Annotated in this window: 2 protein-coding genes and 1 pseudogene; all 3 read right to left on the reverse strand. The window is 41.9% G+C overall.

What is annotated here, in order from left to right; genetic code table 11:
• Nucleotides 1-242, reverse strand: a 242-nt coding sequence (locus HHI26_RS25320) for an N-acetylmuramoyl-L-alanine amidase (protein ID WP_171149501.1), incomplete at its 3' end; no start/stop codon positions are given.
• Nucleotides 243-475: 233 nt separating this feature from the next.
• On the reverse strand, nucleotides 476-910 hold the full coding sequence (locus HHI26_RS25325) for a hypothetical protein (protein ID WP_171149997.1): 435 nt from the start codon (nucleotides 908-910) through the stop codon (nucleotides 476-478).
• A pseudogene (locus tag HHI26_RS25330) lies at nucleotides 904-1263 on the reverse strand (N-acetylmuramoyl-L-alanine amidase); the annotation flags it as partial. The pseudogene HHI26_RS25330 and the gene HHI26_RS25325, both read right to left, overlap by 7 nt.

The following is a 1263-nucleotide window of genomic DNA, read 5'->3' on the forward strand; positions in this document are numbered from 1 at the left end:
TGCCAGGTGATCTGGAATAACGAAGCGGTCTGATAGATGGTGCCATCTCTGTCAATCAGGAAGTGAGCGCCGGTGGCGCCTTTCGTTTGATAACTATGAAAGGTACTGCTGGCTGTCGGCGCATTGGTCTGATGCACAACGATGCCATTAACCGCATCCATCTTTCCACGCTCAATATTATTGAATATTTTCAGGATGATGCGTTCTGCATCAATATAACCACCCTCGTCGATATAAAGCATAAGTCCCTTCCTTAGGTAAAAAATCAAATGTTTACGCAACGGAGATTCACTTTTCAACTATTTTCCCTGATTATTTCAGTCGCGTAAGGCTGAGGGCCACAGCCATTTTTATCAGATGGTACTCAGCAACAGGTCTGAGGCCAGACTGGTGCCTGCGATAGGTTTTAAAACAGAGAATTTTTAAACCGTTACTCCTTTCAACAAACTGCGCCAGTAACAGCGCAGTGATTTATTTAACATATTGGATCATCACCTAAGCCATAAGTGCAGGCATAAGGATCGGCCCACTGGTTGTCTTTAAGGAAGAAAGTGGCTGCCTCTCCATTATCGAAGATTACAAGCCCCAGACCGCTGGATTGCACCGTCCAGTGCCCGGAAGAACCATCTTGGAATTTTACTTCGCCAGTAGAAACACAAGGTGAATAGTATTCATGAAGCAGGTTCCCACTTTTTTTTGACTCTTTAGCCTGGTTGAAAAAACGGATCATCTGTTTATTCGTCGGCCTGAAGACCTTACAAGCTTCTTCTTCATTTTTGTCTGTACGTCCATCGTAATGTAATCCTATCCCTTCAACGTCAAGTTGACTGACTTCTCTTCCCTGCGCTTGCGTTGAAATAAAGAAGAAGATGAATAAGACAACACTAAATGATTTTTTAAATTTTACCATTGTGCTGTACTAGCCTCCGTTTCGTTTTTTCTTCCTATTTCCGGATGACGATATATTTCATTCATACTGACGTTGAGTGTTTCAGATAATTCTTTAATTAACCATGTCAAAGAGTCATTTTGTCGCGCATTGACTGCCTCATAGATATATTCGTCTTTACCCGTTTTTTTGTTCTTAACCTCTACTGACTCACCCACAATCTCGATCCCAATACTATCAACATTGCTCGGGAATCGGTCAGGGTAGTTTTTCAATTTCTCAATCTGATGCACTTTGTCAGAATTTCTCCATGACTTTTCCAGTTCAGCCACTTTTTGAAAATCCGTCGGTTCGCATTTTTTGGTCAGAAAACA

Source organism: Erwinia sp. JH02, from assembly GCF_013074405.1.
GTDB lineage: Bacteria > Pseudomonadota > Gammaproteobacteria > Enterobacterales > Enterobacteriaceae > Erwinia > Erwinia rhapontici.